We start from the raw sequence: 26,627 nt of genomic DNA on the forward strand, positions 1-26,627 counted from the left end.
GACGACCGGCACGCCGATCAGCCTGATGATCGAGAACGTGGACCAGCGATCAAAGGACTATGGCGATGTCGCCAAGGCCTATCGCCCCGGCCATGCCGACTATGCCTATGACGCGAAGTATGGCTTCCGCGATTATCGCGGCGGCGGACGTTCCTCTGCGCGCGAAACGGCGGCGCGGGTGGCGGCAGGCGGGGTGGCGCGGCTCGTGCTGCCGGAAGTGAAAATCCTTGCATGGGTGAGCGAAATCGGCGGCGACGCTATCGACGTCACCCGGTTTGATGAGGCCGAGATCGGCCGCAACCCGTTTTTCTGCCCGGACGCAGACGCTGCCGCCCGCTGGGAAGCGCTGGTGGACGATGCGAGGCTGTCCGGCTCCTCGCTTGGCGCGGTGGTAGAATGCGTGGCGACGGGCGTGCCAGCAGGCTGGGGCGCGCCGCTCTATGCCAAGCTCGACGCCGAACTCGCCCACGCGATGATGGGCATCAACGCGGTGAAAGGCGTGGAAATCGGCGATGGCTTTGCCGCCGCGCGTAACACCGGCGAAGGCAATGCCGATCCGATGCGGCCCTCAAAATCCGGGACAGGCGCAGCAGGCCCGGAATTCCTCGCCAACCACGCAGGCGGCATCGCGGGCGGCATTTCCACCGGACAGCCGGTGAGCGTGCGCGTGGCCTTCAAACCCACGTCCTCAATCCTCACCCCCATGCCCACGATCACGCGAGAGGGCGAGGCCACCGAACTGTTCACCAAGGGCCGCCACGACCCCTGCGTCGGCATTCGCGGCGTGCCGGTGGTGGAAGCGATGATGGCGCTGGTGCTGGCCGACCAGAAGCTGCTGCATCGCGGGCAGTGTGGCTAAACTCATCCTCAACGGTTGAGCCTGTCGCGAAACGTCGTTAGTCTCTCTCGCAACAAAATTGCGGGAGCATAGTTCTTGGCCAGGCGCCTTACCCTTTACATCCTGATCGGCATGGTGCTGGGCATCGTCGTCGGTTACGCGCTGAACGTGGCATATCCGAAGGGCGATGCGACGCTGGCCTATGTTGCCGATACGCTGAAGCTGCTGCCCGATGTGTTTCTGCGGCTGATCAAGATGATCGTGGCGCCGCTGGTGCTGGCCACGATCGTCACCGGCATTGCTTCGATGGGCGATAGTGCGGCGCTCGGGCGCATTGGCGGGCGGTCGCTGGCGTGGTTCATCACGTTCAGCTTCGTTTCGATCAGCCTTGGTCTTGTGCTGGTGAATCTGCTCAAGCCCGGCGTCGGGCTGGAACTGACGCCTACGGGGGACCTGGGCGAGCTGGCGACGGGCGATTTCACGTTCCGGCACTTCGTGCTGTCGGTGTTTCCGGCCAGCCCGATCGAGGCGATGGCCAAGAACGATATCCTGCAGGTACTGGTGTTTTCGCTGTTCGTCGGCATTGCGCTGTCTGCCGTGGGCGAAAAGGGCGCGCCTCTGGTGCGCGGGGCCGAGGCTTTGGCGCAGATCATGCTGACCATCACTGGCTATGTCATGCGCTTTGCCCCGTTTGCGGTGTTCGGCGCGATCTCTTCGGTCATCGCGGTGCGCGGGCTGGGGATTATCCTGACCTATGGCAAGCTGGTCGGCTCGTTCTATCTGGCCATGATCATCCTGTGGGCTGTGTTGCTGGGCGCGGGTGCGATTTTCCTGCGCGGGCGGATTTTCACGCTGATCCGGTATATCCGCGAACCGTTGCTGCTGGCCTATACTACTGCCAGTTCCGAAGCGGCACTGCCCAAGTTGTTCGAGCAGCTGGACCGGTTCGGCGTTCCGCGCCGCATTTCGGGCTTTGTGCTGCCGCTGGGGTACAGCTTCAACCTTGATGGTTCGATGATTTACACCAGCTTTGCGGCGATGTTCATCGCGCAGGCCTATGGCATCGAACTGCCGGTGAGCAGCCAGATCGTCATGCTGCTGACGCTGATGGTAACATCAAAGGGCATTGCCGGGGTGCCGCGCGCCAGCCTTGTGGTGATCGCGGCCACGCTCAGCCAGTTCGGCCTGCCGGTCGAAGGCATTGCGCTGGTGCTCGGGGTGGACCACTTCCTCGACATGGGGCGTTCGGCCACCAATGTGGTGGGCAATGCGGTGGCCACTTCGGTTATCACCAAGTGGGAAGGCATGTTGCAGCCGCCGCTGGACCCGGATGCCGAACCGGCCCACGCGCCTGCGCATACGGCGGCGGATGGCCGGGCCGGGCTGAACCTCGATCCGGTGAACTTCGAGAGTTGAGATGCTGCCGCATCACTCGCCAGTGCGGGTGATGCGGACAGTTATTTCGTCAGCTCGACCGGCGTAAATTCGCCCAGCCCACAAGAGCTGCGATTCATCGGTCCCGGTCCGGCGGTGTTCGCGATGACGGTGATGATGTCGACGTTGCACAACTGCGTCTGCGAAGTGGCGTAGCTGAACGCGCGTTCGAAGCCCAAGCCGTTGCAGCGGCGCGGCAGGCTGTTGCGATACCAGGTGCTGGCGCCGGTGCGGAAATCGATGGTCCAGTCATCGCGCACCACGCTTTCGCGCAAGGACTGGATGGGCAGGCAGTTCACCGCCTTGCCCACGACCTTTGCCTTGGGGATATCGCTGCGGTGCCCGTCGTTGCCGGGTGTTGTGCTGGCGGCGCAACCGGTCAGCGCGATGGCGATGCCTGCCAGAAGGATCGGAGTCTTGCGGTTCATGCCATACTCTCCTTGCGTTTGCGCGCGGCGGGCTTTTTCGCTGCCGTCGCGGGTTTCGCCCCCTTCTCCAGAACCTTGCCCTTGAACCCGCAAAGGTCAACCAGCCCGCAGTGCCAGCATTCGGGCGTGCGCGCCTTGCAGATATAGCGCCCGTGCAGGATCAGCCAGTGGTGTGCGCCCACGCGGAAGGGCTGGGGGACGTGTTTCTCCAGTCCTTTCTCAACGGCGAGCGGCGTCTTTCCCTTCGCAAGGCCGGTGCGATTGCCGACGCGGAAGATGTGGGTGTCGACCGCAAAGGTTTCGGCCCCGAAAGCGCAGTTCATCACCACGTTGGCGGTCTTGCGACCGACGCCGGGCAGGGCGGTGAGGGCGTCGCGATCTGCGGGCACTTCTCCGTCGTGTTCGCGCACAAGGATTTCGGCCATTGCCATCACGTTCTTCGCCTTGGAATTGAACAGGCCGATGGTCTTGATGTGGCTTTTGAGCCCCTCCTCACCCAGATCGAGCATGTCCTGCGGCGTCTTGACGATGGCGAACAGCTTTCGCGTGGCCTTGTTCACGCCAACGTCCGTCGCCTGCGCGGAAAGCGTGACGGCGACGAGCAACTGGTAGGTGTTGCCGTATTCCAACTCGGTTTCGGGCGCGGGGTTGGCTTCGGCCAGACGGCGGAAAAACTCGAAGACGTCGGCCTTCTTCACGTCAGAGGCCCAGAACTTCGGGCATGGTGTAGCGGCCCGGCTTCTGTCCCAGCATCCATTCCGCTGCGCGAATGGCGCCCTTGGCAAAGATCGCGCGGTTTTCGGCCAGGTGGGAGAAGGTCAGCCGTTCATTGTCGGCAAGGAAGTGGACGGAATGATCTCCCGCTACCGATCCGCCGCGCAGGGCGGCAAAGCCGATGGTGCCCGCCTTGCGAGCACCGGTGATGCCATCGCGCCCGCGCACGGCTTCATCCGTCAGCGCAACGCCGCGACCCTTGGCCACAGCTTCGCCCAGCAGCATCGCGGTGCCCGATGGTGCGTCAACCTTCATGCGGTGGTGGGTTTCCACGATCTCGATGTCCCAGTCATCGCCCAGCCTTGCCGCCGCTTCGCGCACCAGATGGGCGAGCAGCGTGACGCCGAGCGAGGTATTGCCGGTTTGCAGCACGGGAATGCTTACCGCAGCAGCATCGATCAGCCAGTGGTGGCGCTCTTCAAGGCCGGTGGTGCCGACAACGATCGGGATGCCCGCATGGATCGCCGCATCGAGATTGAACTCCAGCGCGGCGGGGGCGGAGAAATCGACCAGCACATCGGCGGCCTGCGCCAGCGCCTTAGGATCGCCGCCCTTGTCGATGCCGCCTGCAAATTCGTGCCCTGCCGCTGCGACTGCGGATTGCAACGCATTGCCCATGCGCCCTGCGCTGCCGATGATTCCGATTCTGGTCATTGCCTACCCCTTGCGTTGCGTGCTTCATGGTCGGGATGATACGCCCGCGCAATATCGTGATCCTCACCGGAGCCGGAATTTCTGCCGAATCCGGCATCGATACCTTCCGTAGCGAAGGCGGGCTGTGGGAGCAGCACCGGGTGGAGGATGTCGCCACGCCTGAAGCTTTTGCCCGTGACCCCGATCTGGTGCTGCGTTTTTACGATATGCGGCGCGAGGCGATCCAGACCAAGCAGCCCAATGCCGCGCATGTCGCACTGGCCCGGCTGGACCGGGAATGGCCGAAGCTGGCGGGCGGCGATGTGCTGATCGTGACGCAGAACGTCGATGATCTGCATGAACGCCCCAACGCGGAAAACGATGGCGCGCTGAATGTCCTGCACATGCATGGCGAACACCTCAACGCATGGTGCACCGCTTGCGATGTGCGCCATCGTTGGACCGGATCGCTGATCGCGCGCCCGGCTTGCCCGGCGTGCGGCGAACCGGCGTTGCGCCCGGACATCGTGTGGTTTGGCGAAATGCCGTATCGCATGGACGAGATCTATCAGGCGATATCCGCCGCCGACCTGTTCGTGTCGATCGGCACATCCGGCGCGGTCTATCCGGCGGCAGGTCTGGTGCGCACGGCGCGCGATCTGGGGATGCAGACGCTCGAACTCAATCTTGAGCGTTCGCAAGGCTCGGCGTGGTTCCATGAGACCCGGCTTGGTCCGGCCACGCGGGTCGTGCCGGAATGGGTGGACGAACTGCTATCGTCATAAAGCGTTGCGGCGCGCAAAAGGATGGCCGCCGGTCTACCCGTTGCGCGCAAATCGTGTTATCTACACTGATGTGAGCAACGCGATCCCCCATCTCGTCCCGATTTCCGTCGATCCTGCCGACATCGATTTCATGGGTCATGTCAACAATGCGTCCTACCTGAAATGGGTGCAGGACGCGGTTATCGATCACTGGAAGGCACTGGCCCCGGCAGAGGCTGTGGCGGCGCACCTGTGGGTCGCCCTGAAGCACGAGATCACCTATCGTCGCCCGACGTTTCTGGATGATGCTGTGATTGCCCACGTGATCCTTGAAAAAGTGCAGGGCGCGCGTGCCTTTTACGAAACCGTGATCAAGCGCGGCGAGGACGTCCTGGCCGAGGTCAAATCAAGCTGGTGCTGCCTCGATGCCGAAACACTGCGTCCGGCGCGCCTTGCCCGCGATCTGGTGGAGAAGTTCCTGCCTTCATCGGCAGACTGAGCTTTATACGATTCGTTGATCCTGCGCCGATATTGCTGCGCGCATGAAAGACCTGCTCGCCCCGTTGCTGACGCCTGCCAATATCGCGATGGCCTTTGCCGCGCTGAATGTCCTCGCCTTTGCGGCGTTTGGCATCGATAAATGGAAAGCGCAGACGGGTCGCTGGCGGACGAGTGAGGCGACGCTGCTCCATCTGGCGTTTCTTGGCGGCACGCCGGGCGCCTATCTTGGCCGCAAGCTGTTTCGGCACAAGACGCGCAAACAGCCCTTTGTCCGCAACCTTCACACGATTGCGTTTCTGCAGGTCATGGCGATTGTTGGCTGGAACGGCTGGGATCTTGCCAACCAGTTCTGGAAGTGACGGTCAGCGCAGCTTGGCGATGCTAAGCCCGTCGTTCTTCGCGCGCTGCTTCACCGATTCTTCGCTGCGGGTCAGCGCCTTGGCTATGGCTTTGAGGGCCATGCCCTTCTTCGCCAGCGTGTGCAACTTGCTGATCTCGTCAGCGGTCCACGCCTGCTTGTGGCGCTCGAAGCGTTCAGCGGCCATCGTTCAATCCTTCCGCGTGACAGTGGCGATGTAGTTGAGCGCAAGGTCGTCTGACAGATGCAGCCCGCGTGACACGCTCCATGCGATCCCCATCGGGTTGCCCATCTTGAGTCCCGCCGCATCGAGAAGGTCATGCAGCTCAACGGGGGTAATGAAATCGTTCCAGTGGTGCGTACCCTTGGGCACCATGCCCAAGCCCTCGGCGCCTTCGACCAGCAGCAGGCGCGAACGGGTGGTGCGGTTGGGGGTGGACAGGATCATCAGCCCGCCATCTGTCAGCGCGGCCTCCAGCGCGCTGATGAACGCCGTCTTGTCTGCCACATGTTCGATCACTTCCATCGATGTGACAAGATCGTATCCGGCAAGGCCAAGCTGGCCGACATCGCCGCAGCGGTAGTCGATGGAAAGACCGGCGCCTTCGGCATGGAGCCGGGCGACGGCCACATTTTCCTCTGCGGCATCCACGCCGGTAACGGCAGCACCAAGCCGGGCCAGCGGTTCGCACAGCAATCCCGCACCACATCCAACGTCCAGCGCGCGCCGCCCCGCCAGCGGCTTCACCCCGCGCGAATCGCCACCGAAATGCGCGTCGATCGCATCGCGGATGAAACCCAGTCGCACCGGGTTCAGTTTGTGCAGCATGGCTGAGGAACCCTTGGGGTTCCACCAGTCCGCCGCCAGTTTCCCAAAGTGGGCGGCCTCATCGGCCCGTATGGTTTGGGGGCGAATGGTATGCGCAGAGGTTGCATTGCTCATAATGCCTCCCTAAAGCGCCCGCGCCGCATTTTCCACCGGACTTGCGGGAAAGATTCTTTCGTTGAGATTTCAGGAGCAAGCCCTTGGCCCGCATCGTGATGAAATTCGGCGGCACCTCGATGGCCGGAACCGAGCGCATCCGCCGCGTGGCGCGCATCGTGCAGCGCCAGCAGGCGGCAGGCCACGAAGTTGCGGTGGTCGTATCGGCAATGGCGGGCGAGACAGACCGTCTCGTCACCTTCTGCCGTGAAGCCAACCCGCTTTACGATCCCGCCGAATACGACGTGGTTGTTGCCAGCGGTGAACAGGTGACATCCGGCCTTCTGGCGATGCACCTGCAGGCGCTGGGCTGCAAGGCGCGGTCATGGCTTGGTTGGCAGGTGCCGATCAAGACCGATGATGCCCACGCCAAGGCGCGGATCGAGGATATCGATGCCGAGGCGCTGCTGGCCAGCATGGGCGGGGGCGAAATCGCCGTGATCCCCGGCTTTCAGGGCGTTGCCCCAACCGGCCGTGTGACCACGCTGGGCCGTGGCGGTTCCGATACTTCGGCTGTGGCCGTGGCGGCTGCGGTCAAGGCCGATCGCTGCGACATCTACACTGACGTCGATGGGGTTTACACCACCGACCCGCGTATCGTGGCGAAGGCGCGCAAGCTCAAGAATGTCACGTATGAGGAAATGCTTGAACTGGCCTCGGTCGGTTCCAAGGTTTTGCAGACCCGTTCGGTCAGCCTTGCCATGAAGGAAGGCGTGCGCGTGCAGGTGCTGTCATCGTTTATCGATGACGATGCCCCTGCCGCCGATACGATTCCCGGCACAATGATTGTCTCTGACGAAGAGCTTGAAGGACTCGATATGGAACGCCAGCTCATCACCGGCATCGCCGCCGACAAGAACGAAGCCAAGATCACCCTGACGCGCATCTCGGACCGTCCGGGCGCCGTTGCCGCGATCTTTGGCCCGCTGGCAGCGGCCAACATCAACGTCGACATGATTATCCAGAACATCGCCAAGGACAAGGGCGAGACCGACGTCACCTTCACCGTGCCGATTTCCGATCTGGCCCGCACACAGGCGCTGCTGGAAGAGCGCAAGGACACCATCGGCTATTACCGGATGTTGTCGAACAGCAAGGTCGCCAAGATCAGCGTCGTTGGCGTTGGTATGCGCAGCCACGCGGGCGTTGCCGCCACGATGTTCCGCGCGCTGGCCGATCGCGGCATCAACATACAGGCGATCACCACCAGCGAAATCAAGGTTTCGGTGCTGATCGACGAGGACGAAACCGAACTGGCTGTCCGCGTGCTGCACACGGCTTACGAGATGGACGGCGAATAAGCCGCTCATCTGCACCAACGAAAAGGGCCCCGGCTGAAAAGTCGGGGCTTTTTGTTTGTGTGGGTCTCTCGCTACGGCCGCAGTGAAAACAGTGCGATAGAACGCACCGGCTGATCAGGGTGCCCATCTACATACCAGATCAACCAGCGCGCTTGCAGGCGCGCCGGGTCGCCACCGCTTTCGGCAATAGCCGTGCGCAGGCTTTGTTCGATCCGGGCAGCGGGGTAGCCGCGCACATCCGCCGTGATTGCGATAATCGGGCACACGTCCTGTCCGGTCAAACGCCCGGCCAGCAATGCGCGCGGGGCGACCTGGGCGTCATATCCGCCGCGCACCAGTATGAAAGGGATAAAGCGCTGGCCAGCGCTATCGTAATAGCCAAAGCGTTCACGCAGCAGGGTGAGCATCCCGGTGCCGTCCGATGCGATATCCTCCCGCGCATCCACATCGCGCAGCACGGGAATTACCGCGCCTTTGCAACCGGGTTGGGCGGCAAGCTGTCTTGCCAGTTCCCGGAAATCCGGGCGGCTGGGCAGCGGGCGCAGGCCCTGCCATGACAGCAGCCATGCACCGGTCATCGCCAGAGCCGCCAGCAGTGCGGCGGGCACCACGTGGGAATGGTTCTTGGCTGCTCTGTCGATCAGGCCGATCAACCCGCACCATCCCAGTACCAGCCCCACCTGTGGCCCGCGATAGTTCAGGCTGGGCACGATCAGCGTCACCAGGAGTCCTGCCAGCGTTACCGCCAGAGGTCCGGCCAACAGGGCAATGTCATGAAGCGTGGCAGCGCGGTCTGTCCGGTCGGAAAATCCGCGCCTTGCGATGATCCCCAGTGTTGCCAGCACCGCCAGCATGGCGCAGCCCAGCAGCAGGGGAAGCCCGGCAGAGCGCAGGCCGATCATCACATGGTTGAGCAGGAAGGCAGGGGTGGGGGTGAACAGCAGGCCGGAATTGCCGAAGTCATGGAACAGCAGGATCTGCGTGGAATAAGCGGCCCCTGCAAGAGTAACGCCCGCGATAACGCCCAGCGCGGTCCGCCATTGGCCGAGGCGCACGCCAACCAGAGCCAGCGCAATCCACGCCGCACCATAGAGCGCGAACAGATGGGTGGCGGCGGCCAGCGTTGCGGAAAGGACAAGCGTGATCTGCCATTTTCGCGTGTTATCGGGTGCCGCGACGATCCTTGATGATGCCAGTGCGGCAAGGGCCAGCAGCAGCGCTGCCAACGCATAGGACCGCACTTCGGCTGCATGTTCGTTCCAGAAATGGCTCGTCGCCACCAGCGCCGCAACGAACAGGCGCGGCAGCACGCCAATGCCGGGGCGGGGCAGGCACAGGATCGTGGCCAGAAGGCCAATCGAACACAGCAGAGGTAATATCCGCGTTTCGATCTCGCCAAAACCGGCAAGGCGGGTCCAGCCCCACAGCAGTGCATAGAACGTGGGCGGATGGGTGTCGGAAGCGGCGCTGCGCAGCATCTGGGCAAAGTGCGGCACCCGCGCGAGATTCATCGAAAACAGCTCGTCCTGCCAGAAGCTGTTGATCGCAAGGCTCGCCACAAGCCGCCACAGCGCAAGGGCGATAAGCCCTACGGCAAGCGCGCAAGCGATGTGGGTGAGTGGGCGAGATATCCGACTCATGTGCAACGCCCCCGTCAACCTGTGTGCATCACCGTATGAGCAGGCCCCAGCCCGAAAGCAACTGCTCTGCCTGTTCGCGCGATATCACCGCGCCGCGAAAGACGCGGGCGTCCTCAAGTTGCAATCCCCCCAGATCAGCTCCGCGCAAGTCCGCGCCACTGAACTGCGCGCCATCGAGGTTGGCCTCGCGCAACGAACAGCCTTCGAAGACTGCGCCCCGGAAATCGCACTTCGCAAGATCTGCCTGCGCCAGATCGAGCCGCTGGAGCACTTCCTTACGAAACGAAAGTCCGGGCAGGCGCGCGCCGACGAGCAGCACTTCCTCGAAACGAAAATCCATGCCCTTTGCCATGTGAAAATCGGCCCCGGTCATCCGGGTGGCGGTGAACCTGGCCGAAGCGATGTTGGCGCGGCGGAACACCGCGTTGTTGAAATCGCTGGCGCCGATCACGGCCTCATCAAGGTCGGCCCCGGTAAAGTTGGCGAAGGGGCCTTTGCATCCGCGCCAGTTGGTGCGGTTGAGTTTCGCGCCGGAAAAATCGGCATGGCGCAGATTGCACCGTTCGAACGTCCAGCCCGAAAAGTCGATCTTCGAAAGATCGGCTTCGGCCAGATCGCATTCGATAAAGTGGTGCGCGCCCCGCCGCGCGAAATCGGCCACGGCAGCGCGATCAAGTGTTTGGCCGGTAAGGGTGTTGTGGGGGGCGATATCGTTCATCGAGCGCGCTTACGCGAGTAGACGGCCATACCAAAGCAAAACCCCGCCTTCCGGCCGATCCATTTGCCGGAAGACGGGGTGCGACCCTGAGCCAGCCCGATGAGGGGGAGATCTGAGCATTACGGCTCTGGGCTATGCAAATGAAATACGGCAATGCGGTTGATCGGTAAAACGCATTGATGTGGACAGAGTGATCGCCGCGATAGATCAAGTGCCAATGTGTGGTGCAAGTCTTGCCTTGTTGCCGACACGAACCAGCCCTAAAGCGCGCGCCGGACTCTCGCACGGAACCACATCATAATGACCGCAACGCCCCAAACCTCTGCCCTGATGCGCCGTGGTGCCGAATTTCTTGGCACCGAACACGCAATTCTGTGCGGGGCGATGAGCTGGGTTTCGGAACGCAATCTCGTTTCGGCCATCAGCAACGCGGGCGGCTTTGGCGTGATCGCCTGCGGCGCGATGACGCCCGAACTGCTCGATGCGGAAATCGCGGCGACCAAGGCGCTGACGGCAAAGCCTTTTGGCGTGAACCTGATCACCATGCACCCGATGCTGTTCGATCTGATCGCAGTCTGCGCGAAGCACCAGGTCGGTCATGTCGTGCTGGCAGGCGGCATTCCGCCCAAGGGCAGCGTTGAAGCCATCAAGGCATTTGGCGCCAAGGTTCTGGTGTTTGCACCCACGCTCGCACTGGCCAAGAAGCTGTTGCGGTCGGGCGCCGATGCGCTGGTGATCGAAGGTTCGGAAGCGGGCGGGCACATCGGCCCCGTCTCCACCTCGGTTCTCGCGCAGGAATTCCTGCCTGCATTGGCCGAAGACCATGTCGTTTTTGTCGCGGGCGGAATTGGCCGGGGCGAGATGGTGGCAAGCTATCTGGAAATGGGTGCCTCGGGCGTCCAGCTCGGCACGCGCTTTGCCTGCGCCACCGAATCGATTGCGCACCCTGCGTTCAAGGCGGCGTTCTTCAGGGGCAATGCGCGCGATGCGATCGCTTCGGTGCAGGTCGATCCGCGCCTGCCGGTTATCCCGGTGCGCGCGCTCAAGAACAAGGGCACCGAGGAATTCACCGCCAAGCAGGTGGAAGTGGCAAAGAAGCTGGACGCGGGCGAAGTCGATATGGCTGCCGCCCAGCTTGAAATCGAACACTTCTGGGCCGGTGCGCTGCGCCGCGCGGTGATCGACGGCGATGTTGAGCGTGGCTCGATCATGGCCGGGCAATCGGTCGGCATGGTCAACGCTGAAGAGCCGGTGGCCGATATCATCGCGCAACTGATGGCGCAAAGCGAGGACGCGCTTTCGCGCCGCTGACCTGATGAAGGGTGCGCGCGCCTCTTTCGGGATCGTCTTTGCGATCGTCCTGATCGACATGCTGGGCTTTGGCATCGTCGCGCCGGTGCTGCCCGGTCTGATCATGGACCTGACACATGTGGATGTGGGCACGGCGGCGGGTTATGCCGGGTGGCTGGGCGCAGGCTATGCCGCGATGCAGTTCGTCTTCGCGCCCGTGATCGGCAACCTTTCGGACCGTTTCGGGCGCAGGCCGGTGTTGCTCGGGGCCGTGCTGATGCTCGGGCTGGATTACCTGTTACAGGCGATGGCTCCCAATTTCGGCTGGCTGATCGCTGGCCGGTTGCTGGCGGGAATTACCGGAGCCAGCTTCTCTGCCGGCTATGCCTATATCGCGGATGTCACCCCGCCCGAAAAGCGCGCCGCCAACTTCGGCCTGATGGGTCTTGCTTTCGGGATCGGCTTCGTCGTTGGCCCGGCGCTAGGCGGCTTGCTCGGCTCGGTCGATGCGCGCCTGCCGTTTTATGCGGCGGCGGGACTGGCGCTGGCCAACGCTGCCTTCGGGTTCTTCTTCCTGAAAGAGTCGCTCGCGCCCGAAAACCGCAGACCATTCCAATGGCGCAAGGCCAATGCGCTTTCGTCGTTGCGGGCGCTCAAAGGACAAAGCCCGACCGTGCTGTGGTTCGTGGCGGCGCTGGGCATGTGGCAACTGGCGCATGTCGTTTATCCCGCAGTCTGGCCCTATTTCGCCATCGCTGCCTATGGCTTCACCACCGGACAGGTGGGGCTGGCTCTCGCGATGGTCGGCTTTACCAGCGCGCTGGTGCAGGGCGTGGCCCTGCGCCTCTTCCTGCCCAAGCTGGGAGAGCGGCGCGCGGTGATGCTGGGCGTTGCGGGCCTCTGCGCCTCGGCGGTGCTCTATGTGCTGGCGGTGGAGACATGGCAGGTCTATCTGGCCATTGCTGTGGGATCGCTGCAGGGCTTCGTTCAGCCGCCGATTTCGGCCTACAACAGCCGCGCGGTGGACGCGCGCAGCCAGGGCGAGTTGCAGGGCGCGGTCCAGTCCATCGGCTCGATTGCCGCGATCATCGGCCCACCGCTCTACACCCAGACGCTGGAGCGGTTCAGCGGCCCTGATGCCGCGATACATCTGCCGGGGATGCCGATGCTGCTTTCGGCGGGCATTTCGGTGCTGACGCTGATCCTGTTCCTGAAGGGCGCCTCCCTGCTCGGCCGAAAGCCCTAAGCTCAGGCGTCCTTCGACAGGCTCAGGACGAGCGGACCTTTGGGGATGATATTGTGAACCGTTCATGCTGAGCTTGTCGAAGCATCAGCTTTCCAGCTCAACATCCCAGTAAAGCCAGTCCCGCCACGTCTCATGCAGATAGTTCGGCGGGAACGCGCGCCCCCGCTCCTGCAATTGCCATGTCGTGGGCCGGATGGCGCGGTTCATCAGCCGCATGTGCGCCTGTTCTGGCGTGCGCCCGCCCTTCTTCAGGTTGCAGGGCGCGCAGGCAGCGGCGACGTTTTCCCACGATGTCCGCCCGCCAAGCCGGCGCGGCACGATGTGGTCAAACGTCAGGTTCTCGTGCGTGCCGCAGTATTGGCAGTGAAAGCCATCGCGCAGGAACAGGTTGAAGCGCGTGAACGCCGGATATTCGCTGGGCCGCACATATTGCCGCAGCGCGATCACCGAAGGCAGCCTCATGCCGAAGCTGGCGCTGTGTACCTCGCGGTCATAAGTGTCGATAATGTCCACGCGCTCAAGGAAAACGGCCTTGATCGCGGTCTGCCACGGCCACAGGCTGAGCGGATAATAGCTGAGCGGCGTGTAATCCGCGTTCAGAACCAGCGCAGGGCAATTGGCAAGATGCCGGTCGTTCTGCAAAACGTCGTTGATCGCGGCGCTATCGCCGCTGTGGGGCCTGGCCGAAGCCGCCCGATCGATCAGCGCCTTGTGCAGCACGTCCTGAACCGGTCCCTAAAAACGGGGGCTGGGAAAACGGGGGCGGGATCGCCTCCGCAGGGGCAGTCATGGCTGAGCCTCGTGACCGCTGTGTTACGCATGAAGGGAAGAAACACCCCCGCGAGTCCCGCGTCAAGGGGGAGCAGGCCGCGCTATCCACAGCCTGCCCCCTTTACCGTGCCGTTCAGCCAGCCAAAGCCTTGACCAGATCCGTCAGATATTCGCGCGCCTTGTAGAGCGACTGCACCTCGATCCGCTCGTTCAGCCCGTGAATGCCGTTGCCATCGGGATCGAGCCACGCGCCCGGCACGCCATATGTCGGGATGCCCTTCAGATAGACCGCATCGGTAGCGCCGGTCAGCATCGTGGGCAGCACCAGCACGCCGGGGTAGTGCTTTGCCGCCAGCTTCTCGATCGGGCCAACGATCGCCGGGTCCATCGGCGGCACCACCGCAATCGGCTTGCCCAGCACCTTGGGCACGAGCTTCAGCGCGGGATTGGCGATCACCTTTTCCAGCATGGCCTGCGTTTCGTCCGTCGTCCGACCGGGGAACATGCGGCAGTTGACGTTGGCCGTGGCGCGCTGTGGCAGGGCGTTCTGCGCATGGCCCGCGTTCACCAGCGTGGCGACGCAACTGGTGTGCAGCATCGAATTGAGCATCTTGTCCTGCCGCAGCACCGCCAGCGCCGCATTGTCTGCCGGGTTGGCGACAATGGCCTGCATCGCCTTGCCCACTTCGCCGCCGCGCGCCGCGCCCGCCTTGGTGAAGAAAGCGCGGGTGGTATCGTTGAACTCTACCGGAAATTCGAACTCGCGGATTTTCAGCAGGGCTTCGGACAGGTCATAGATCGCATTGGCACGCACGGGTTGCGAGCTATGTCCGCCGGGGTTGGTCGCGGTCAGGGTGAAGTCCTGATAGGCCTTTTCGCCCACCTGCAGCGTCTGCACTTCCAGCTTGCCGCCTTTGGAAATGGGCGTGCCATTGGTGCGCCCACCGCCGCCTTCATTCAGCGCAAAGGCCGCGTCGATCAGATCCTTGCGGTTGTTGGCCAGCCATTCCGCACCGTTGAACGCGCCGGATGTTTCCTCACCACAGGTCAGCGCCAGCTTGATCGTGCGCTTGGGCTTGTAGCCCTGCTTGGCAAAACGCACGAAGATGTCGGTCCAGATCGCGGCCTGCGCCTTGTCGTCCACCGTGCCGCGGCCATAGAAATACCCGTCTTCCTCGATCAGCTTGAACGGATCGCGGGTCCAGTCTTCACGCTTGGCTTCCACCACGTCGATATGCGCGATCAGCAGCATCGGCTTGAGGCTTTTCGACGTGCCGGGGATCATCGCCACAAGGCCGCCGTCCTTGGGGTGTTCCGGTGTTGAGAATGGCACGATCTGTCTGTCTGGAAGGCCCGCCGCTTTCAGCCGTGCCGCCATCTTTGCTGCCGCTTCGGTGCAGCTGCCATTGTTGACGGTGGTATTCGTCTCGATCAGCTCGCGGTAAAGGTCGCGGAACTGGGCCACGTCGGGCGCCAGCGGCGCGTCTGCGGCATGGGCCGCCGTGCCGATCTGCGAGGCGGCCAGCGCCGCGAGAAGCAATTTTTGCATGATGCATGTCCCCTGAACCGGCGGCGCGGCCACCGTTACTGACAGACAATTCAGCAGAGTTCCAAGCGCTTGAACAGGGGGCGATTTTCCCCTTGTTTCGGATTGGATGAAACTGCGCCCGGTCCTGTGTAAAACAGGCCGGATTCGCTTGGGTTTTTACGCCTTGATGACTATGTGCAAACGATGGCCAGCACGAACGAAAACACCCCCAACACCAATTCCTATGGCGCGGATTCGATCAAGGTCCTGAAGGGCCTTGATGCGGTGCGCAAACGCCCCGGCATGTACATCGGCGATACCGATGATGGTTCGGGCCTGCACCACATGGTGTTCGAAGTGTCGGACAACGCGATTGACGAAGCGCTGGCCGGGCACTGCGATCTTGTGCTGATCGAACTGAACCCCGATGGTTCGGTTTCGGTGGAAGATAACGGCCGCGGCATCCCGACCGATATTCACCCCGAAGAAGGCGTTTCGGCGGCCGAAGTCATCATGACCCAGCTTCACGCGGGCGGTAAGTTCGAAAACACGTCTGACGATAACGCCTACAAGGTTTCGGGTGGTCTGCACGGCGTGGGCGTTTCGGTGGTGAACGCCCTGTCCGAATGGCTGGAACTCACGATCTGGCGCGAAGGCAAGGAGCATTGGATGCGCTTTGCCAATGGCGATGCCGAAGGGCCTCTGGTGGTGCGGGGCGATGCGCCAGCAGGCAAGAAGGGCACGCGCGTGACCTTCTCGGCCAGCCACGAAACCTTCAAGAACGTGCTGGAGTTCGATTTCGACAAGCTCGAACACCGCTACCGCGAACTCGCGTTCCTCAATTCGGGCGTGCGCATCCTGCTGCGTGACCGTCGCCATGAAGAGGTGAAGGAACACGATCTCTATTACGAAGGCGGCATCGCGGCTTTCGTGAAGTACCTCGATCGCAACAAGCAGCCGCTGATGCCCGAACCGGTGGCGATTTCGGCCAACCGCGATGGCATCGGCATCGATGTCGCGCTCGAATGGAACGACAGCTACTACGAAAACGTCCTGTGCTTCACCAACAACATCCCGCAGCGCGATGGCGGCACGCACCTGGCGGCCTTCCGCGCGGCGCTCACGCGCACGCTCAATGGCTATGCCGAACGGTCGGGCCTGTTGAAGAAGGAAAAGGTCAGCCTCACCGGCGATGACATGCGCGAAGGCCTTACCGCCATCGTCTCGGTCAAGCTGCCTGACCCGAAATTCTCCTCGCAGACCAAGGACAAGCTGGTCAGTTCCGAGGTGCGTCAGCCGCTGGAAAGCCTGATGGCCGACAAGATGGTCGAATGGCTGGAAGAAAATCCCGGCCACGCCAAGGCTATCGTCCAGAAGGTGATTGACGCTGCCGCCGCGCGCGAAGCCGCCAAGCGCGCGCGTGAACTGACCCGGCGCAAGGGCGCGATGGATATCGCCTCGCTACCCGGCAAGCTGGCCGACTGTCAGGAACGCGATCCCGCCAAGTGCGAACTGTTTCTTGTCGAGGGTGACTCGGCAGGCGGCAGCGCCAAACAGGGGCGCGATCGCAAGACGCAGGCGATCCTGCCATTGAAGGGCAAGATTCTCAACGTTGAACGCGCGCGGTTTGATCGCATCATTTCGTCCAAGGAAGTGGGCACGCTGATTCAGGCGATGGGCACGGGCCTGCGCGATGAATTCAATCTTGAAAAGCTGCGCTACCACAAGATCGTGATCATGACCGACGCTGACGTCGACGGCGCGCATATCCGCACGCTGCTGCTCACGTTCTTCCACCGCCAGATGCCCGAAATCATCAAGGCCGGGCACCTCTTCATCGCCCAGCCTCCGCTCTACAAGGTCGCCAAGGGCCGCAGCGAAGTCTACCTCAAGGACAACGCCGCGATGGACCGCTATCTGGTCGAAGCGGGCCTTTCGGGTCGCGTGCTGGAAAGCACCGGAGGCGCCCGCAGCGGGCCGGATCTCGAAGGGCTGGTCGAACATGCGCTGCGGATGCGCAACCTCATGGCTTTCGCGCCACGCCGCTATAACCCCTCGATCATCGAGGCGCTGGCTCTGGCGGGTGCGCTCGAACCTGAAATGACGGCGGAGCAACGCGATGCGGCGCTTGCCCGTGCGGCAGACTGGCTCAATCGCGGCGATACCGAAGCGCGTTGGAGCGTCATCGTTTCCGAAGAAGGCGGATACCATGTCCAGCGCCTGTGGCGCGGCGTGACCGATCATCACATGATCGAAGCCGGTTTCCTAGTCAGCGCAGAGGCTCGCAAACTTGCGCGCCTCGCGGCGGAAAACGCCGATGTCTATTCCGGCATGGCGCGGCTGGTGCGCGCCACTGCCGCTGAGGCTGAAGTGGCTGCGCCTGTGGCCGATGGTGATGATGAAGCCCCGGTGGTTGTCACCGCCAAGCCCAAGGACGCGATCACGCGGCCTTCGGAACTGCTTGATGCCGTCTTCGCTGGCGGGCGCAAGGGCCTGTCGATCCAGCGCTACAAGGGGCTGGGCGAAATGAACGCGGAACAGCTGTGGGAAACCACGCTCAACCCCGACATCCGCTCGCTCCTGCAGGTAAAGGTTGAGGATGCCGACGTGACGGACGAAATCTTCACTCGCCTGATGGGCGATGTGGTGGAACCGCGCCGTGATTTCATTCAGGAAAATGCCCTGAACGTGGCGAACTTGGACGTTTGATGGCTTTCACTGACGACATTCCGTGGGACCAGCCCGCAACGATGATCGACCTTGAAGGCCGCGCGCCCATCATCGGCACGATCCGTGACTGCGCGCTGCACTATGGCCTCTACAAGCCCCATGCGCGCGATAATGCGCGGGTGCTGTTGACCAAGCCCATCCACCGCGAAGGCCGGGCAACGCGCACATGGCTGCTCGATCCTTCGGAAATCGCCGAACTGGCCGACAGACTGGCGCGCGAGACGAATTGAAACCGCTGAATTATTGCACGCGAAGCCGCAAAGGCGCGAAGATGTCGCGCCGGCGGCGAAGCCGTTTGTTCATCTCAGGCAGCGCCAAACGCAACGCATGAGAGAATGTCCAGCCTGACGACAAGAGCGACATCTTCGCGCCTTTGCGGCTTCGCGTGAACATCATCTTATTTTCTACCGGTCTGCGGAGAAGCTCAATCCGCCCGCATCGCCGCCGCGGCAAGGCTCTCCGCCTCGATCAGCAATTCGTCGTCCGCCGCGCCCGCAGGCGTCGTTTCGCGCCCGATCATCACCAGCACCGGCACCGCCAGCGGGCTGACGCGATCCAGTTCGACATGGACCAGTTGCCCCTGTGCGCGGTCCAGCAGGTCGCCCAACCGCCCCACATCGGTCATCCGCGCCCGCGCATCGGCCCATGCCGCCTCGATCAGCAGATGGTCCGGTTCATATTTGCGCAGCACATCATAGATCAGATCGGTCGAAAACGTCACCTGTTTGCCTGACTTGCGCTTGCCGGGATGCTGCCGCTCCACCAGCCCGGAAATCACCGCCACTTCGCGGAAGGCGCGGCGCAGAAGGTGCGATTCCTGAACCCATTCCACGAATTCGTGGGCAAGGATATCGGGCGATAGCAGCGGCGCCGGGTCGTCCACGGGCCGCGCGCCCCACACGGCCAGCGAATAATCGTTGGCGACGAACCCCAGTGGTACCAGCCCACGTTCGTTCATCCGCCGCGTGATCAACATGCCAAGCGACTGGTTCGCGTTCCACCCTTCGAACGTGTAATAGACGGTGTAGTGCTTGTTCTGGTGTGGGAAACTTTCCGCCAGCAGCATTCCGGGACCGGGCAGCTTGCTCCGCCAGTCCTGCATTTCCAGCCATTCGCGCACATCATCGGGGAAGCGCGCCCATCCTGCCCGGTCCACCATCAGGGCGCGCACCCGGTCCGAAAGGTGCGTGGTCAGCGGCAGCCTTGCCCCCATGTAGCTTGGGATCTGCCCCGGCTTCTTCGCCGCCCGCACGATCAGTTCCAGATCGCGCACGCCTTCGACTTCAAGGTCCATGCCCGCAAACCGAATCGTGTCGCCGGGCGATAGTGTCGCCCCGAAACTCTCTTCCACCTTGCCCAGCGAGCGACCGTTCCTGAACCGCACATCAAGCATTTCGGAATCGACGATGATCCCCGCATTCAACCGGTGCCGCGCGGCATGTTCGGGGTGCGTCAGCCGCCAAGTGCCGTTCCGCTCGCGCACAATGCGCTTGAACCGGTCATAGGCGCGCAGCGCGTATCCGCCCGTCGCCACGAATTCCAGCACGCGCCGCCACTGCGCCTCGTCGATCCAGCGATAGGGATGAGCTGAACGCACCTCGGCCAGCAAGGCCGCCTCATCAAACGGCCCCGCGCAGGCGCAGGCCATCACGTGCTGCGCCAGCACGTCCAGCCCGCCCGCGCGGAACTCCTCGCCATCGCGCCGCCCTTCGTGGACGGCCTCCTGCGCGGCGAAGGCTTCCAGAAACTCGAACCGGTTGCCCGGCGCCAGCAGCGCCCTGCTCGGGCAGTCGAGCCGGTGATTGGCCCGCCCGATCCGCTGCAGCAGTCGCGACGATCCCTTGGGCGCGCCCATCTGCACCACCAGATCAACGTCGCCCCAGTCCACGCCCAGATCGAGGCTGGCGGTGCAGACCAGTGCGCGCAATTCGCCCCGCGCCATCGCCCCTTCCACCTTGCGCCGCGCCTCCTTGGACAGCGAGCCGTGGTGGATGCCGATGGGCAACTTGTCGTCGTTCACATCCCACAGCAACTGGAAGATGTATTCCGCCAGAAACCGGGTGTTGGTGAAGATCAACGTCGTCTGGTTGCGCCGTATCTCGTCGTAAAGCTGCGGCACCGCCCAGGCAGCCGCATGGCCACCCCAGGGCACGCGCTCATCCTCCGGGTTCAGGATCGCAAGTTCCGGCTTCGCGCCCGCTTCCCCCTCAACCAAACGGACGGAAGCGGCATCGCCCCCCGGCGCAAGCCATGCGCAGAAGTCCTGCGGGTCCGCCACCGTGGCCGAGAGAGCCACGCGCCGCATCTCTGGCGATATCGCCTGCAACCGCGCCAGCGAAAGCGCCAGCAGATCGCCGCGCTTGCCCGTGGCAAAGGCATGAACCTCGTCCACGATCACGCGCCGCAGCCCCGCAAACATCGTCGCCGCCTCTGGATAGCTCAGCAACAGCGAGAGTGATTCGGGCGTCGTCAGCAGCACATGCGGCGGCTTGGCTCGCTGCCGCGCCTTGCGGTCGGACGGCGTATCCCCGCTGCGCGTCTCCACCCGGATCGGCAGCCCGATCTCCTCAATGGGATTAAGCAGATTGCGCTGCACGTCATGCGCCAGCGCTTTCAGCGGCGAAATATAGAGCGTGTGCAACCCATCGCCCGGCGCATGATCGCCCGCAAAGTCCGCCAGCGTCGGCAGAAGCCCGGCCAGCGTCTTGCCCGCGCCGGTATCGGCCACCAGCAGGGCGTGCTGTCCGGCACGCGCCGCTTCGAGCATCTCGCTCTGATGCCGCCGCACGCGCCAGCCCCGCGCGGTGAACCAGTCGGTAATGGAGGCGGGCAGCGTCATCCTGCCCAAGATAGGCACGCGCTTAGAGAACCGAAAGTATCGCCTCGCGGTCCTTGCCCTTCCACGCCAGCGTGGCGTCGATCAGCGCGATATTGACGGCGCACTGGTCGGCATCGCTGCCCTTTCCATTCATGGCCTTGCGCACGCGCTCGTCTGGAATGCCAGTCAGCAAGATTACTTTTCCGACAAGCTCGCCGGGCACCTGCGCTCTTGCCGGTGCCATCCGTTGCGGCGGGCCAAGCTGGCTCGCATCGAGCATCCGCACCGCGAGCTTGCGCTCCTCCTCAAGCGTCGCTTCGGGCACCACCACCTGCGGGTCCAACCTGCGCGTGCGGACAAAGGCCATGCACTGCGCTGCGCCTACCTTGCGCGCGGCGCGCAGCAGATCGGCCCGCACGCGCTGCACATCGGCCAGCAGCGGCCCTTTTTCGACAAGCGCGGTCATATACATCCGCTCGCGCACCAGATCGTGAACCTTGGCGTGATATGCCTTGTCGTCGCTACCGTCAGCGCGCGCGATGGTGCGGTTTGCGCTGAACAGCGCCGACAGATCGGGCTGCAGAGATTTCAGCCCCTCCAGCGTGATCTCCGGCCCAAAGATGGCTGCGATGGCGCCGCCGATTGCGTTGCTGTCCTCGGCCATCTCGCTTGCAGAAAGCGCAACTGATGGAGGCGGGGCTGAACTGTCGGACGACCCGCTATCGAAAGCCACCCGCAAGACTTGAATCAGAAAAATCAGAGCAATCGCGATCAATCGCCCGTTGCTGAACCAGCCGCTGCCAACATCGCTGCCATCCGCCTTGTCCCACAGCGCAACGCGCCACGGATCGAAGTGGTGTTCGAGTTCGGGGAAGTTCTTGCGCACGCCCGCAAGCAGTTGCTCCACCTCCGCCCGCTTCACAAACCAGCCCTTGCGGCTGCCCTGCTGCGCGGGTGTGGTCAGTTCCTTCCAGGCCTTGTGCAGCGGATGGCCCGGCTCCTGCACCTTTTCCCGAAAGCGAAGGCCCCGCAGCCGTGCATTGAGGAAAGCGATGGCGGGTCGTTCCGAAACCTGTCCGCGCTCGCTTTCCCAGCCGAACACTGCCGCTGCCGGTTCCAGCAAGGGAGCTGAACGCGGCCAGCTATCTGCGAGCATTCCGGCCAGCCAGTTGTCGATCTCGTCAAAGGCGGTGACGCTCACCGTCTCGGCATGGCGCAGCACGGCCTTGAGATGGCCCAGCGCCATCGCCTCTTCCCACCCTTCCAGCGGAGGCGGTGTATCGTCGTCATTGTCCTGCCGCTGGACGGCAAAGAGCAGCCGGTGCAGCGCCTGCTCGTGCGCCCATGCGGGCATCACTGCGTCGGATGTCGGCTCCAGACCCAGCAGAACGGGCCGGGCAAAAGGATCGCGGGCCACCGCAATCGCCTGTTCGGCAGGTGCCTGCGCTGCCGAAAAGCCGGTGGTCACGTCCAGCTTGGGTGAGGAGTCACCCAGCCGCGTGGTCAGGCTCGGATCGGCTTCACCCTGCGCTGCGGGGGCAGCATAAAGCCAGCTTGAGGTTTCGGATTCGGCAATCGATTCCAATGCCTTGCTCGGCTCGGTTTCCTCCGGCGGCGCAACCCCTGCGAATGGATCGAACTCTTCGCTTGGCTCAGACTTGGCCTGCATCCTGGCCCAACGCAGCGCCGCATCGCGCGCTTCGCGCAGCCGGGCATAGCCATCGACATCCTTGTCGATATCCATCGCCTTCAGCCGCTCGGCATAGGCGCGGCGGATCGCGCCCACATCGGGCGTCTTCGCTATCCCAAGGACTTTCCAGGCCTGAGTAGGTGTCAAAGCGGCGGGTTCGCTTCCAGCATGTCGAGCAGCCCGGCCAGATCGGTGGCGGCATCGGCGATGCGGCGCGGGTCCTGGCTGTCGAGCGCGGCCACGAACATGCGCGTGCGGTCACCCACCACCGCGCGCACGTCGCCCAGAAACTCTTCATAACAGCGCTCTGCCCGCGCCAGCAGCATCTGGTTGGCCGCCTCTTCGCGCGGGTGGTGCTTCAGCGCGGCCAGAGCCTTGCGCCGCGATTCCAGATCGCTCGCGGCCTTGCGGTCTTCCTCGTCAATGATCACCAGATTGTGCGTGGCACCGGTCAAAGGCACTTCCACATCCACTTCCAGCAGGCCCGAACTGTCGTAGGAAAAGCGCACGTCGATCGACACTTCGCCCGCCGGGCGCGGCGGCACCGGCACTTTCAACTGGCCAAGGTGGACATTGCCCGAAACTTCGCGCGCCTCACCCTGATAGATTTTCACCTCGATCTGCTTCTGTCCGTCGCCCATCGTGCTGAACACGCCCGAACGGCTGACCGGCACCGGCGTGTTGCGCTCGATGATCGGGGAGAACAGCCCCTGCTGCACGGTGCCGCGTGCCGAATGTTCCGCCGTCTCTATCCCCAGCGTAAACGGGCAGACATCGGTGATGCGGATTTCTTCAAGCCCGCCGTCGCGCGCAATCAGCCCGCCCTGAATTGCCGCGCCCAGCGCCACCGCATGATCGGGGTGAACCGATGAGTTGGGAAAACGTCCGAACAATCGTGTGATCGCCTTGCGCACCAGCGGCATCCGGGTGGCTCCGCCTACCAGCACGATCTCGCTCAACGATGGGGCATCGATCTGGCTGTCGCGCAGCGCCCGCACCACCGGATCGCGCAGGCGGCGGATCAATCCTTCGGCCTGCGCTTCGAACTCGCTGGCTGTGACTGTCGTGGCCAGCCGCGTGCCATCCACGGTCAGCGCGAACTCGGCCTCCTGCGCCTCGCTCAACCCCCGCTTGGTGCGCTCAGCCGCTTGCAGCAGCAGCGCTTGCGCACGCTGTTCGTCGATCTTGCCCAGCAGGCCATCGGGATCGAGCCGCCCGCGCACCGCCGTGGCGATGGCGTTGTTGAAATCGTCCCCGCCCAGCCGGTTGTCGCCAGCAGAAGCGCGCACCTCCACAATGCCTTCGAACATCTCGACAATCGAAACGTCAAACGTGCCGCCGCCCAGATCGAACACCAGAAACGGTTCGCGCTCTTCCTTGTCCTGCAAACCAAAGGCGAGCGCGGCGGCAGTGGGTTCGTTGATCAGGCGGCGCACGGTCAGCCCCGCCAGTTCGCCCGCACGGCGCGTGGCTTTGCGCTGACGGTCGTTGAAATAGGCGGGCACGGTTATCACCGCTTCGGTCGGGCGCGTGCCGGTCTGCGCTTCCACATCGCTGCACAGCGCCATCAGCACCAGCGCGGAAAGGTCCTCTGCGGCAAATTCCTTCTTGCCCAACCGCACCTTGCGGTCTGTGCCCATAAGCCGTTTGAAGCTCGTCGCCGTGGCACCGTCTTTCAAACCCATGCGCTCCAGCGCGGCGGCGCCGACCAGCGTTGAGCCATCAGGCAGGACCGATACGGCAGACGGCGTGAGCAGCGAACCCAGCGCGTTGGGCACGAGCTGCGCTTCACCTCCGTTTTCGCTGTTCTGCCACAGGGCCACCGCGCTGTTGGTGGTTCCCAGATCGATCCCGATAAGCATCCGTAATCCCGTCCGTCCGACCCAAGCCTGATGCGTCAGCCGCAGCGGATTTGGCAAGAGTAAAGCGACGGCGCGACGAGGTGCCTGATGCGTGCGACAATCGCCGGGGACCAACCTTCGTCAGGCCCGTTATCCTTGCATGACAACAACTTATGGCAATTCTGCAGGAGAGTGACGATGGCAAACCGCTTTGATTGGGAATCGCGTGACCGCTGGGAAGACGAGCGCCGCAACCGCATGGCAGGAAACGATCATGCACGCGGGGGCTATTCGGGCGAATTTGGGCGCGACCGTTGGGGCCGTTCGGGCAATACTGGCGCAGGAGCGCCGCGCTCCTACCAGAGCAATGACGATATGCGCGGTGATCGTCGCACCCACGATTGGGAAGTGGGTGATCGGCATTACAATCACTATAGTGACCGTGATCAGAACGAAACCTATGGTCGTTCGCGCTGGCAGGATGGGCAGGGTAACCCCAGTCCATCCGGCGCTGACTGGTTTACCTCGCAGGACTATGGCCAAGGCATCGGCGCTTGGGGAGGCCGGACGAGCTATCCATCAGGCGGCGCGGGATACGGAGCCGGATACAGCGGGCGCGGCGCGTACCGTGATGATGATCCGCGTGGCTTCGTCGATCGCGCGGTCGATGAAGTGCGTAGCTGGTTCGGTGATGACGATGCCGAACGCCGACGTGAACAGGATCATCGCGGGCGCGGGCCGAGCGACTATATCCGCACCGACGAACGAATCCGCGAAGATGCCAATGACCGCCTGACCGACCATCCTTTCATCGACGCACGCCAGATTTCGGTCAGCGTGACCGAAGGCGAAGTCACGCTGACAGGCACGGTGGCCAGCCGCAGCGACAAGCGCCGCGCCGAAGATTGTGTTGAGGATGTCAGCGGGGTGAAGCACGTGCAGAACAATCTGCGGGTCAGCACCACAGGCGCGACGGACAGCCGGGAAGAAGCGCGTGAAGGCGGAACCTTGGGCTGGGGTGTCGGTGGAACGCCGGTCGCGTAAAACCTTGGCGATTGTATCGTTTGCAAACACATATCGTCATTGCGAGGAGGCAAAGCCGACGAAGCAATCCAGAGTTGGCTTAAACCGCCCTGGATTGCTTCTCCTCGCTACGCGAGGCTCGCAATGACGATTGCAAAAGGTGGTTGTTTGCAAAGTATATAATCGCCAAAACCTCAGTGCGCGGCTTGTGGGCCGCGCTCTAGACCAACGGCGGCGAGGCGCACGTCAACTTCCGCAAGGAGGCGGGCGAGGCCCTCGTCGCTGTCGCTTTCGGCGCGCACGACCAGCACGTCCTGCGTGTTCGATGCGCGCAGCAGCCACCAGCCGTCAGCCGTGTCCACGCGCACGCCGTCCGTGTCGTTCAACTGCGCGCCATCGGCCGGCAATTCGCGCAGAACCTCGTCCACGGCGGCAAATTTGCGTGCCTCATCCACATGAAAGCGCAGCTCTGGCGTGGCGATGCGTTCGGGCATAGCATCGCGCATTGCGGTCAGGCTCGTTCCGATTCGGATCGTGGCGGCGATCAGGCGCATGGCGGCGTAAAGAGCGTCGTCAAAACCGAAATATCGGTCGGCAAAGAACATGTGCCCGCTCATTTCGCCTGCCAGAGGTGCGCCCGTCTCCTTCATTTTGGACTTTATCGGCGAATGCCCGGTTTTCCACATCAGTGGTTTGCCACCCAGTTCGGCAATGCGCGCAAACAGGGTGGAACTGGCCTTTACATCCGCGATAACCGTTGATTCCGGCCATTCGCGCAGCAGATCCTGCGCATAGATCGCCAGCAACTGGTCACCCCAGATCACCCGACCCCTGCCGTCCACCGCACCGATCCGGTCGCCATCTCCGTCGAATGCCACACCGAAGTCGAGGCATCCCTCCACGACAGCAGCCTGAAGATCGGCAAGATTGGATTCCACAGTCGGATCAGGATGATGGTTGGGAAAATGGCCGTCCACGCTCGTATGAAGAAGGACATGGGTTCCGGGCAGCCGCGCGGCCAGCGCCTCGACCACGGGACCAGCCGCGCCGTTCCCGGCATCCCAGCCGATGCGGATGTTGTCCAGGGTGCCCCTGTCGATTCCGTCCAGCGCGCCGATCAGGCAATCGACATAGGCTTCGGTAACGTCGGCATCGCAGACGCCACCACTACCGCTGATCCACGCGGCTTCATCGGCGATGCGCCCGAGATCGACTATGTCGGTCCCAAAAAACGGGGCGCCTTCAAGTACCATCTTGAAGCCATTGTGATTGGCGGGATTGTGGCTGCCGGTTACGTGAACGCCGCCCTGCACCTCTGG

24 protein-coding genes are annotated in these 26,627 nt (G+C 63.2%); 11 read left to right on the forward strand and 13 right to left on the reverse strand.

The features are described 5' to 3' along the window. Both aroC and ACOVQ0_RS17520 read left to right on the forward strand, forming a co-directional pair. The coding region (gene aroC, locus ACOVQ0_RS17515; RefSeq protein WP_421887413.1) for a chorismate synthase at positions 1-859 on the forward strand (859 nt) is incomplete at its 5' end. A gap of 75 nt (positions 860-934) precedes the next feature. Further along, positions 935-2,254 carry a dicarboxylate/amino acid:cation symporter gene (locus ACOVQ0_RS17520; protein ID WP_421887417.1) on the forward strand — a complete coding sequence of 440 codons (1,320 nt, stop codon included), beginning with the start codon at positions 935-937 and terminating at the stop codon, positions 2,252-2,254. A 41-nt stretch (positions 2,255-2,295) separates the two neighbouring features. Here the strand turns inward: ACOVQ0_RS17520 and ACOVQ0_RS17525 are convergent, their stop codons facing one another. From ACOVQ0_RS17525 to dapB, 3 genes are read right to left on the reverse strand one after another with little or no spacing between them, the layout of a single operon-like run. Continuing rightward, positions 2,296-2,700 carry a hypothetical protein gene (locus tag ACOVQ0_RS17525; RefSeq protein ID WP_421887421.1) on the reverse strand — a complete coding sequence of 135 codons (405 nt, stop codon included), beginning with the start codon at positions 2,698-2,700 and terminating at the stop codon, positions 2,296-2,298. Continuing rightward, entirely contained in the window at positions 2,697-3,398 is a 702-nt protein-coding gene (gene nth / locus ACOVQ0_RS17530; RefSeq protein ID WP_421887424.1) for an endonuclease III, read from the reverse strand. Before nth ends, ACOVQ0_RS17525 begins: the two co-directional genes overlap by 4 nt. Position 3,399: 1 nt before the next feature. After that, complete coding sequence (dapB, locus tag ACOVQ0_RS17535; RefSeq protein WP_421887427.1) at positions 3,400-4,128, reverse strand: 4-hydroxy-tetrahydrodipicolinate reductase; 729 nt, start codon at positions 4,126-4,128, stop codon at positions 3,400-3,402. Positions 4,129-4,154: 26 nt separating this feature from the next. Between dapB and ACOVQ0_RS17540 the strand changes: the two genes are divergently transcribed. The 3 genes from ACOVQ0_RS17540 (at position 4,155) to ACOVQ0_RS17550 (ending at position 5,731) form a co-directional block, all read left to right on the forward strand. Beyond that, positions 4,155-4,892: an NAD-dependent deacylase gene (locus tag ACOVQ0_RS17540; RefSeq protein ID WP_421887430.1), complete on the forward strand. Its 738-nt coding sequence runs from the start codon at positions 4,155-4,157 to the stop codon at positions 4,890-4,892. Positions 4,893-4,962: 70 nt separating this feature from the next. Next, positions 4,963-5,370, forward strand: coding sequence for an acyl-CoA thioesterase (locus ACOVQ0_RS17545; RefSeq protein WP_421887432.1), 408 nt, complete (start codon positions 4,963-4,965; stop codon positions 5,368-5,370). A gap of 43 nt (positions 5,371-5,413) precedes the next feature. After that, a complete protein-coding gene (locus tag ACOVQ0_RS17550) occupies positions 5,414-5,731 on the forward strand; it encodes a DUF1294 domain-containing protein (RefSeq protein WP_421887435.1) in 318 nt (105 codons plus the stop codon). Positions 5,732-5,734: 3 nt separating this feature from the next. Here the strand turns inward: ACOVQ0_RS17550 and ACOVQ0_RS17555 are convergent, their stop codons facing one another. Beyond that, positions 5,735-5,917 carry a hypothetical protein gene (locus ACOVQ0_RS17555; protein ID WP_168850991.1) on the reverse strand — a complete coding sequence of 61 codons (183 nt, stop codon included), beginning with the start codon at positions 5,915-5,917 and terminating at the stop codon, positions 5,735-5,737. A gap of 3 nt (positions 5,918-5,920) precedes the next feature. Further along, positions 5,921-6,673, reverse strand: a complete 753-nt coding sequence (gene ubiG, locus ACOVQ0_RS17560; protein ID WP_421887439.1) for a bifunctional 2-polyprenyl-6-hydroxyphenol methylase/3-demethylubiquinol 3-O-methyltransferase UbiG — start codon at positions 6,671-6,673, stop codon at positions 5,921-5,923. Positions 6,674-6,756: 83 nt separating this feature from the next. Here ubiG and ACOVQ0_RS17565 point away from each other — a divergent pair, with 83 nt between their 5' ends. Beyond that, positions 6,757-8,013 (forward strand): aspartate kinase, encoded by a 1,257-nt coding sequence (locus ACOVQ0_RS17565; protein ID WP_421887442.1) that lies wholly within the window; start codon positions 6,757-6,759, stop codon positions 8,011-8,013. A gap of 71 nt (positions 8,014-8,084) precedes the next feature. Here ACOVQ0_RS17565 and ACOVQ0_RS17570 read toward each other — a convergent pair whose 3' ends face one another. Next, the gene (locus ACOVQ0_RS17570) at positions 8,085-9,653 is read right to left on the reverse strand and encodes a hypothetical protein (RefSeq protein WP_421887445.1); all 1,569 of its coding nucleotides are present in this window, start codon (positions 9,651-9,653) and stop codon (positions 8,085-8,087) included. A gap of 28 nt (positions 9,654-9,681) precedes the next feature. Continuing rightward, entirely contained in the window at positions 9,682-10,371 is a 690-nt protein-coding gene (locus ACOVQ0_RS17575; protein ID WP_421887447.1) for a pentapeptide repeat-containing protein, read from the reverse strand. Between the two features lie 300 nt (positions 10,372-10,671). Between ACOVQ0_RS17575 and ACOVQ0_RS17580 the strand changes: the two genes are divergently transcribed. After that, complete coding sequence (locus tag ACOVQ0_RS17580) at positions 10,672-11,682, forward strand: NAD(P)H-dependent flavin oxidoreductase (protein ID WP_421887449.1); 1,011 nt, start codon at positions 10,672-10,674, stop codon at positions 11,680-11,682. Positions 11,683-11,686: 4 nt separating this feature from the next. Next, a complete protein-coding gene (locus tag ACOVQ0_RS17585; protein ID WP_421887451.1) occupies positions 11,687-12,907 on the forward strand; it encodes an MFS transporter in 1,221 nt (406 codons plus the stop codon). Between the two features lie 84 nt (positions 12,908-12,991). Here ACOVQ0_RS17585 and ACOVQ0_RS17590 read toward each other — a convergent pair whose 3' ends face one another. Together ACOVQ0_RS17590 and ACOVQ0_RS17595 are read right to left on the reverse strand one after the other, a co-directional pair. Beyond that, positions 12,992-13,549: an HNH endonuclease gene (locus ACOVQ0_RS17590; RefSeq protein ID WP_421887476.1), complete on the reverse strand. Its 558-nt coding sequence runs from the start codon at positions 13,547-13,549 to the stop codon at positions 12,992-12,994. Between the two features lie 262 nt (positions 13,550-13,811). After that, positions 13,812-15,227, reverse strand: coding sequence for a M20/M25/M40 family metallo-hydrolase (locus ACOVQ0_RS17595; protein ID WP_421887453.1), 1,416 nt, complete (start codon positions 15,225-15,227; stop codon positions 13,812-13,814). A gap of 183 nt (positions 15,228-15,410) precedes the next feature. On the opposite strand from ACOVQ0_RS17595, the gene gyrB reads away from it, so the two are divergent. Both gyrB and ACOVQ0_RS17605 read left to right on the forward strand, forming a co-directional pair. Further along, positions 15,411-17,915, forward strand: a complete 2,505-nt coding sequence (gyrB, locus tag ACOVQ0_RS17600; RefSeq protein WP_421887456.1) for a DNA topoisomerase (ATP-hydrolyzing) subunit B — start codon at positions 15,411-15,413, stop codon at positions 17,913-17,915. Continuing rightward, positions 17,915-18,166 (forward strand): hypothetical protein, encoded by a 252-nt coding sequence (locus ACOVQ0_RS17605; RefSeq protein WP_421887459.1) that lies wholly within the window; start codon positions 17,915-17,917, stop codon positions 18,164-18,166. The genes gyrB and ACOVQ0_RS17605 overlap by 1 nt, the downstream gene beginning before the upstream one ends. A gap of 194 nt (positions 18,167-18,360) precedes the next feature. On the opposite strand, the gene ACOVQ0_RS17610 is transcribed toward ACOVQ0_RS17605, so the two are convergent. From ACOVQ0_RS17610 to ACOVQ0_RS17620, 3 genes are read right to left on the reverse strand one after another with little or no spacing between them, the layout of a single operon-like run. Beyond that, positions 18,361-20,775 carry a ligase-associated DNA damage response DEXH box helicase gene (locus tag ACOVQ0_RS17610; protein WP_421887462.1) on the reverse strand — a complete coding sequence of 805 codons (2,415 nt, stop codon included), beginning with the start codon at positions 20,773-20,775 and terminating at the stop codon, positions 18,361-18,363. 22 nt (positions 20,776-20,797) lie between these two features. After that, positions 20,798-22,591: a hypothetical protein gene (locus ACOVQ0_RS17615; RefSeq protein WP_421887465.1), complete on the reverse strand. Its 1,794-nt coding sequence runs from the start codon at positions 22,589-22,591 to the stop codon at positions 20,798-20,800. Then, positions 22,588-24,306 carry an Hsp70 family protein gene (locus tag ACOVQ0_RS17620; RefSeq protein WP_421887467.1) on the reverse strand — a complete coding sequence of 573 codons (1,719 nt, stop codon included), beginning with the start codon at positions 24,304-24,306 and terminating at the stop codon, positions 22,588-22,590. The genes ACOVQ0_RS17615 and ACOVQ0_RS17620 overlap by 4 nt, the downstream gene beginning before the upstream one ends. A 177-nt stretch (positions 24,307-24,483) precedes the next feature. Here ACOVQ0_RS17620 and ACOVQ0_RS17625 point away from each other — a divergent pair, with 177 nt between their 5' ends. Then, the gene (locus tag ACOVQ0_RS17625; protein WP_421887470.1) at positions 24,484-25,329 is read left to right on the forward strand and encodes a BON domain-containing protein; all 846 of its coding nucleotides are present in this window, start codon (positions 24,484-24,486) and stop codon (positions 25,327-25,329) included. Positions 25,330-25,502: 173 nt separating this feature from the next. On the opposite strand, the gene ACOVQ0_RS17630 is transcribed toward ACOVQ0_RS17625, so the two are convergent. Further along, positions 25,503-26,627 (reverse strand): phosphomannomutase/phosphoglucomutase (locus ACOVQ0_RS17630; RefSeq protein WP_421887473.1); only part of this gene is annotated, 1,125 nt, incomplete at its 5' end.

Origin of the sequence: Novosphingobium sp., from assembly GCF_049240505.1 — a bacterium.
Classification (GTDB): domain Bacteria; phylum Pseudomonadota; class Alphaproteobacteria; order Sphingomonadales; family Sphingomonadaceae; genus Novosphingobium.

Coding starts and splice junctions, on each gene's coding strand:
- ACOVQ0_RS17525 (WP_421887421.1), bottom strand. CDS start 2,700: ATGAACCGCAAGACTCCGATCCTTCTGGCAGGCATCGCCATCGCGCTG.
- dapB (WP_421887427.1), bottom strand. CDS start 4,128: ATGACCAGAATCGGAATCATCGGCAGCGCAGGGCGCATGGGCAATGCG.
- ACOVQ0_RS17540 (WP_421887430.1), top strand. CDS start 4,155: ATGGTCGGGATGATACGCCCGCGCAATATCGTGATCCTCACCGGAGCC.
- ACOVQ0_RS17550 (WP_421887435.1), top strand. CDS start 5,414: ATGAAAGACCTGCTCGCCCCGTTGCTGACGCCTGCCAATATCGCGATG.
- ACOVQ0_RS17555 (WP_168850991.1), bottom strand. CDS start 5,917: ATGGCCGCTGAACGCTTCGAGCGCCACAAGCAGGCGTGGACCGCTGAC.
- ubiG (WP_421887439.1), bottom strand. CDS start 6,673: ATGAGCAATGCAACCTCTGCGCATACCATTCGCCCCCAAACCATACGG.
- ACOVQ0_RS17570 (WP_421887445.1), bottom strand. CDS start 9,653: ATGAGTCGGATATCTCGCCCACTCACCCACATCGCTTGCGCGCTTGCC.
- ACOVQ0_RS17575 (WP_421887447.1), bottom strand. CDS start 10,371: ATGAACGATATCGCCCCCCACAACACCCTTACCGGCCAAACACTTGAT.
- ACOVQ0_RS17580 (WP_421887449.1), top strand. CDS start 10,672: ATGACCGCAACGCCCCAAACCTCTGCCCTGATGCGCCGTGGTGCCGAA.
- ACOVQ0_RS17585 (WP_421887451.1), top strand. CDS start 11,687: ATGAAGGGTGCGCGCGCCTCTTTCGGGATCGTCTTTGCGATCGTCCTG.
- ACOVQ0_RS17595 (WP_421887453.1), bottom strand. CDS start 15,227: ATGCAAAAATTGCTTCTCGCGGCGCTGGCCGCCTCGCAGATCGGCACG.
- gyrB (WP_421887456.1), top strand. CDS start 15,411: ATGGCCAGCACGAACGAAAACACCCCCAACACCAATTCCTATGGCGCG.
- ACOVQ0_RS17605 (WP_421887459.1), top strand. CDS start 17,915: ATGGCTTTCACTGACGACATTCCGTGGGACCAGCCCGCAACGATGATC.
- ACOVQ0_RS17610 (WP_421887462.1), bottom strand. CDS start 20,775: ATGACGCTGCCCGCCTCCATTACCGACTGGTTCACCGCGCGGGGCTGG.
- ACOVQ0_RS17620 (WP_421887467.1), bottom strand. CDS start 24,306: ATGCTTATCGGGATCGATCTGGGAACCACCAACAGCGCGGTGGCCCTG.
- ACOVQ0_RS17625 (WP_421887470.1), top strand. CDS start 24,484: ATGGCAAACCGCTTTGATTGGGAATCGCGTGACCGCTGGGAAGACGAG.